Below are 6,019 nucleotides of genomic sequence, written 5' to 3' on the forward strand. Positions count from 1 at the left end.
TCGATTTGAATCCTGTGCGCGCAAAAATGGCTAAAAGTGTAGAATCATCTGAATGCACGTCAATATTTGAACGTATCCATGGTATTGCGAGCAGTGAAGATATAGACGAACAAGATAATGTTATTAATAATTAACATTAATTTTAAAAGGTTTGGCTGTCCTACTTTGCTTAACCCCATATATTAAGTGGCAAAATCATCAAATAACCTATTACTGTGCATTGGCTTTTCTTGCACAAAATTCCAAGTGGTCGCAAACTACTTTGGGAGCATATCTTTGAACTGTGTTTATTAAAAATAACTTACCTGTAGATGTATTCCCTAGGTCACCCGTTAAAGCATCGACACTAAGTTTTTGATATTGCCCTCTTACATAGATTTCGCAGCTAACATCGCCTCGACACTCAGCCAATAGTTTTTCTCTATATTGTTGTAATTGATCCGCAGTTTGACGAGCAGCATCAACCATGTCTATGCCTGTATCAATACAGAATTCTAAACGGTTAAGAGCTGTTTTTAATCCTGGTAGCTCACCTCCTGCTCGTTCAATAATTTTTATTAATTTATTTAGATTATTTATTTCTTTTTTGATTTTTATCTCATCAATAGTGGCTAAAGCCATAACCGTACCTTCCTTAGTTATTTTCTGTTGGTTGTTCTGATGTGATTGCTCGATCATTTTATCAAGCGTTTTTATTCGGGCTGATTCCACGAAGTTAATTTGTATGAATTCACCTTCAAATTGCAGCTAAACCTATTGCCCCTATTTGCTAAAATATAAATATTTCCAGCTGCTTATCATACTGTAGGATTACGATATTATAACTTAAGCAACTCGGTCATTTTAAGATTTCCCTTTTTCACAGATATATCGTAGGGAGTTAATCCATTTACCGTTTTTACATGCTTATTTGCACCATGCTGTAAGAGTAAGAGAACTAATTTATAACATTTTGTGCCTGCAGCTACATGCAGAGGAGTAAAACCTTCAGCGGTAGTTAGATAGTTATCTTTATTGGAAACATAATTTACGTCAGCTCCCGCTGCAATTAATTTTTTTGCTTTATTTACTTGACATGAATCTGCAGCTCTAAAAATGGGGGTTATATCATTGAGTTCATCAATAATATTAGGGTTTGAATGTTTAAGCACTAAGTCGAAATACTGAGGGTCATCAACTCCCATAAACATGAAAAGGTAGTACATCACAGTGCCATCATTATTAATTATGAATGTATCTTTATTTTCAACTTTATTGTATGCACTAGCAAAAGTATAAAAGTCATGTGTTTTTAGGGCTGCAATTATTTGATGATTTACTAGATCAATATTGCTTTTTTCTGATTGAGGATGATCTGTAGCAGAAGCATCAGAATGAGCTGCATGTCCAATCATTTGTACTTCAGTGCTATTTGCGCTGGCATAATTAGCCGTAGCGAGCATCATAATGATAAAAAATAATTTCATCTTCAACAACTCCTTTTATTAAGAAAAGAAGATACCAAATCAAAAAAATAAGTCAATTAAAAATATCAAATAAGCAGTAAAATATAAAAATTCTATTTAATCTGCAGGTAAATAACCTTCTGAACCGTCATTTTAAGACTTCAATTTACTCGTCAAAATGACAACGTGTACTGCAGAACTTAAGCCCAAAGATACAAACATCAAAATTAGAAATTCAGCAGGGATAAGGCAGTTCAGAGTGTCAGTTAGTATTATAGCAAGAAGCTAGGACAGCCATACCTTTTGACGGGTTGCGAGTTTGTACCTACTATATAACCAGTGTTTTTATATTCACCAGTAGATGTAGGTATGACGCAATCACGATCTTCATTAATTTCGCTTTCTGATACCCCCTATTATCATTGTATATCTCGCTGTGTGCGCCGCGCATTCTTGTGTGGCGAAGATCAATATAGCGGCAAAAGTTTTTCTCATCGGCGTCAATGGATGGTTGAGCGCATTCGTCAACTCAGTAATATTTTTGCGATTAATGTTTGTGCCTACTCGATTCTTTCCAACCACTATCATCTTGTTTTACATGCCAATGAAGTAGAAATTGAAGCTTGCTCTGATGAGGATATCTGCAAACGTTGGTATCAACTATATTCGGGCTCTCCCATCGTAACACGCTGGATAAAGGGCGAATTAGCAACTGAAACCGAAGTTAATGTGGCATTGGAGGTGATCACTAAATGGCGACATCGTTTAGTTGATATTTCTTGGTTTATGCGTAGCTTAAACGAATTTATTGCCCGCAAAGCCAATAAAGAAGATAACTGCAAAGGACGGTTTTGGGAAGGGCGTTTCAAATCACAAGCTTTGCTCGACGAAAAGGCATTGCTAACTTGTATGGCTTATGTCGATTTGAATCCTGTGCGCGCAAAAATGGCTAAAAGTGTAGAATCATCTGAATACACGTCAATATTTGAACGTATCCATGGTATTGCGAGCAGCGACGATATAGACGAACAAGATAATGTTATTAAACCCTTATTCGCCTTTGTGGCTGGTGAATGCAATGAGCAGCCACAAGGCATTCCTTATGCTTTCATCGATTATTTAGAGCTTGTAGATTGGACTGGACGGGTAATTAGAGATGATAAACGCGGCACGATTAGTGCGCAAATACCCAGTCTACTGAGTACGCTCGGTTTAGACAGTGAAACTTGGTTGGAATTAGCCTGTAGTTTTGGCAAAAATTATCATGGTGCAGTGGGCTCACTTGATGAACTTGCCTTGTTCGCTGAGCATACTGGTAAGCGTTGGATATCAGGTAAGGCCAAATTACAGCGCATGCTTCATTAAAAGTCATTGTTGACAGTTTTTTATCTCATTAGCATCTTGCTAAGGGATGTCGATGTTTCAATTTCTGTAAAATTCCTCATTATTTAACATAACCACAGCAAATCCACTTTTTTACAATTTCACCGCGCAAAAGTCCGATCATTTGTGGCGATCACTCGGGCTTTTCATTAACCTTCATTTTAAAAGGTTTGGCTGTCCTATTTTGTTATTGCTGTCCTATTTTGTTATTTTGTTTTTATTGTTTTCAAATTATTTTATGTTGATGTTTTTAAGATGTAAGCGTGGTATCATTTATTTTTTTTGCTTTATTATTTTCACTACATTAGGTTTTTTACTATGCACAATAATAAAATCACATTGTCTTTTCTGTTGATTATACTGATAAGCCTGTTTTCGTGTACAGAATACGTTAGCGATGAAGTTAGTGATGAACTAACAAAGGCTAGAACAGCCTATATCGATGAAGATTATGGGACTGCAATGAAAATATGGAAAGAGCTTTCAGAGCAAGAAATTCCAGAATCGCTTTGGGGGGTAGGGATCCTATATGAGTCTGGATATGGTGTTAAGCAAAATTTCAAGACTGCGAAAGAATGGTTTACTAAAGCAGAAAAGCATAACTATGCCCCTGCTCAGCATTCATTAGGTTTAATCTATTACTTTGGATATGGTGTTAAAGTCAACAAACAAAAAGCCCTTGAATATTATATCAAATCAGCCGAACAAAACTTCTCTCCTGCGATGTATTTACTCGGGATTGAATATGAAGAAGGTGTACTTATCAAACAAGATATTAAAAAAGCAGAATCTCTTTTCCGTGAGTCCCTTGAACTTGGATATCAAGAAAGCGAAAAAGCATTATTGCGTATCCAAGGTATTAACGCACTAAAAAGTATTGAACAAACAATAAATGAAGGAACATTAAATGGCTATTGATATTGAAAAAATTAATAACGACAAAGATACAATAAAAAAAATGATAGAAGGGATTGAAAGGCTTGGCGGTAACGTCCCTAAATTAAAATCTGCAGTGAATCGTCTGGAAGTTGTAATAAATACTAGCGAAGATATTGCAGATGCTGCTGAAGAAACCAGAGTTGCTTTAAAAGCAACTACGGAAGATCTTAAAAAAGCATGTGGTGATGACATACAGTGCGATTATAATCTATTTCATCAACGCCAACAAAATGCTGTTGGCGCAGTTTTTTCTATTAGTGCAAAAAAATCAGTAGCGAATAACGCCATCCGTAATATTTTAAGAAGATGTCTGCATGAAGAAATTTGTAAAAGATTGGAAGTTTGTAAATACGAAAAGAATTCGAAATAACTAAAAAAGGTGGATTGGTTAAACCAATCTTATTATCTGTATTTCCATAACACCCGTTAAACGCACATTGTAAGTGCAATATAGAAATGTCCTATTTTGTTTAATGGCTGTCCTATTTTTTTCCGTCCTATTTTTTTTCTATTTTTTTGTTTTTTTACAAAGCAATATTTTTTATTTATTTAATTGATTATTTTATACTTTTCAACGTATGCGTCACGAAATGTGGCAAGGTAAATTGATTTTATTTTGCTTTGCAGAGATTATTCAGTGATTTTATTTTATATTTGATTACTGGAGATTTTCATGTTTGTACGTTTAACTCAATACCTAACTTGGTTGTTGTTTGTATTTTCTTTTGATGTACTAGCAGTTGTCGGTGGAACTACGGTTGCAGACAATGATTGGCCTTTTCTGGTTTCGTTGCATACCAAAGCCCCTAGCCCATCTGGATTAACGCTAAACCCTCACTCATGTGGTGGTGTGTATATAGGGCAAGGGTTAATTATTTCAGCGGCGCATTGCGCCAAATCATTCGTACCGGCAGAGAACTCAGTCGCTTGTCTGGGAAGCTCTGGATCTATGGTGCAAAATAATTGTTACTCGCTTAAAACCAATATTATTCATCCTGAGTACGTAGGTGATGGTAGTAGTGATATTGCTATTTATCAAATGGATAGTATTCCAGAGGGATACCCGCGAGCTTCTATTATTACTGAAATGGAAAATAAAAACATTCGAGCGGGGGAGATGCTACAAATATTGGGTTTAGGTTCAACAAGTTACAGCAGTTACATCCCTGCATATGAGTTACAAGGTGCACTAATACCAATTATCGATAATGAAAGCTGCAATAATCTAATTGGTGGAGAAATCCCAGCTGATCTCGACAATAACCTCTTTATCTGTGCTGGTCGTGAGTTATTAGGACCTGCTGGAGGAGACAGCGGTACACCTGCTTTTATTAAGGGGGAGAGTGGCTCAAAGTATGTCGCATTGGTCGCTAGTGGTACTAACTATACAGGTATATTTACCAGAATTGGTTTCTATCTTGATTGGATAAAAGAAACAACGGAGGAGTTGGTGGGAGCAATTGATTATCCGAGAAGTGTATTGTGGAAAGTCAGCGATTCTTCTTTAGCTGTCATTCGCAGCATTCGTTTTTATAATCAAGGCACTAGCAATGTAAATGTTGACGCTATAAGCATTGATAATGAACATTTCACTTTGCTTGATTCTAATTGTGCGATTTTGCCTGTGGGTGGTTACTGCGAAGCGAATGTATCGGTTATGCTAAACGATAATAAATACATTTCTGGTCAATTAACCTTTGCAGTAGCGGGTGAAATAAAAAGTATCAGCTTACGTGCCATACAAATGAGTAATGAACCCTTAGTACAAGGATGGAATAGCATATTTCAGTCATGGCTTTCTGGTGGTTCTCACACATGGCAAGATAATATTCAAAGTGGGCTACAAAGTGCTTTTGTTAATGATCCTGTGCAACAATTGTTAGAAGGTGAGATTGAAGGGCCAGGTTTCTTATCATTTTCAGCCAAGTTACTCACAAAAAGTGGGGATGGACGTTTACGCATTATGGTAGATGAACAGCAGCAGTACCAGTTTAACGGGGAATGTGATCTAGAAGTGCTTTCAGTGCAGATCCCGGAGGGAAGCCACAAGGTTACTTTTGAATATCAAAGTAGCGTACAGCAAAGCGTAAACCAGGAGGTAAACAGAACAAGCCTGCCGTTAAGTGGGAGGGTGTAAAACAAACTGTGTAAATGCCCGTTAGATATGGGGAGCTAGTTGCTCCTCAAATTCGATTATAAAGCGATTTAAGGCGGGTTTCCAATTCCTTATTGGCATAGTCCACTTTTTAGAC

General features: G+C 36.7%; 6 protein-coding genes. 4 read left to right on the forward strand and 2 right to left on the reverse strand.

Features of this window, described 5'->3' with window-relative positions; genetic code table 11:
• Positions 1–210 precede the first annotated feature (210 nt).
• Positions 211–621: a hypothetical protein gene (locus tag KSO91_RS15675; RefSeq protein WP_238743967.1), complete on the reverse strand. Its 411-nt coding sequence runs from the start codon at positions 619–621 to the stop codon at positions 211–213.
• A gap of 197 nt (positions 622–818) precedes the next feature.
• Positions 819–1,466, reverse strand: a complete 648-nt coding sequence (locus KSO91_RS15680; RefSeq protein ID WP_238743968.1) for an ankyrin repeat domain-containing protein — start codon at positions 1,464–1,466, stop codon at positions 819–821.
• Between the two features lie 348 nt (positions 1,467–1,814).
• On the opposite strand from KSO91_RS15680, the gene KSO91_RS15685 reads away from it, so the two are divergent.
• The 4 genes from KSO91_RS15685 to KSO91_RS15700 all read left to right on the forward strand — a co-directional run bounded on the left by KSO91_RS15685 (position 1,815) and on the right by KSO91_RS15700 (position 5,904).
• Complete coding sequence (locus tag KSO91_RS15685) at positions 1,815–2,810, forward strand: transposase (protein WP_238743969.1); 996 nt, start codon at positions 1,815–1,817, stop codon at positions 2,808–2,810.
• 336 nt (positions 2,811–3,146) lie between these two features.
• Complete coding sequence (locus KSO91_RS15690) at positions 3,147–3,746, forward strand: tetratricopeptide repeat protein (RefSeq protein ID WP_238743970.1); 600 nt, start codon at positions 3,147–3,149, stop codon at positions 3,744–3,746.
• A complete protein-coding gene (locus KSO91_RS15695) occupies positions 3,736–4,137 on the forward strand; it encodes a hypothetical protein (RefSeq protein ID WP_238743971.1) in 402 nt (133 codons plus the stop codon). The genes KSO91_RS15690 and KSO91_RS15695 overlap by 11 nt, the downstream gene beginning before the upstream one ends.
• Positions 4,138–4,440: 303 nt before the next feature.
• On the forward strand, positions 4,441–5,904 hold the full coding sequence (locus tag KSO91_RS15700) for a S1 family peptidase (protein ID WP_238743972.1): 1,464 nt from the start codon (positions 4,441–4,443) through the stop codon (positions 5,902–5,904).
• Positions 5,905–6,019 lie beyond the last annotated feature (115 nt).

Origin of the sequence: Psychromonas antarctica (genome assembly GCF_022267535.1) — a bacterium.
GTDB classification, from domain to species: Bacteria; Pseudomonadota; Gammaproteobacteria; order Enterobacterales; family Psychromonadaceae; genus Psychromonas; species Psychromonas antarctica.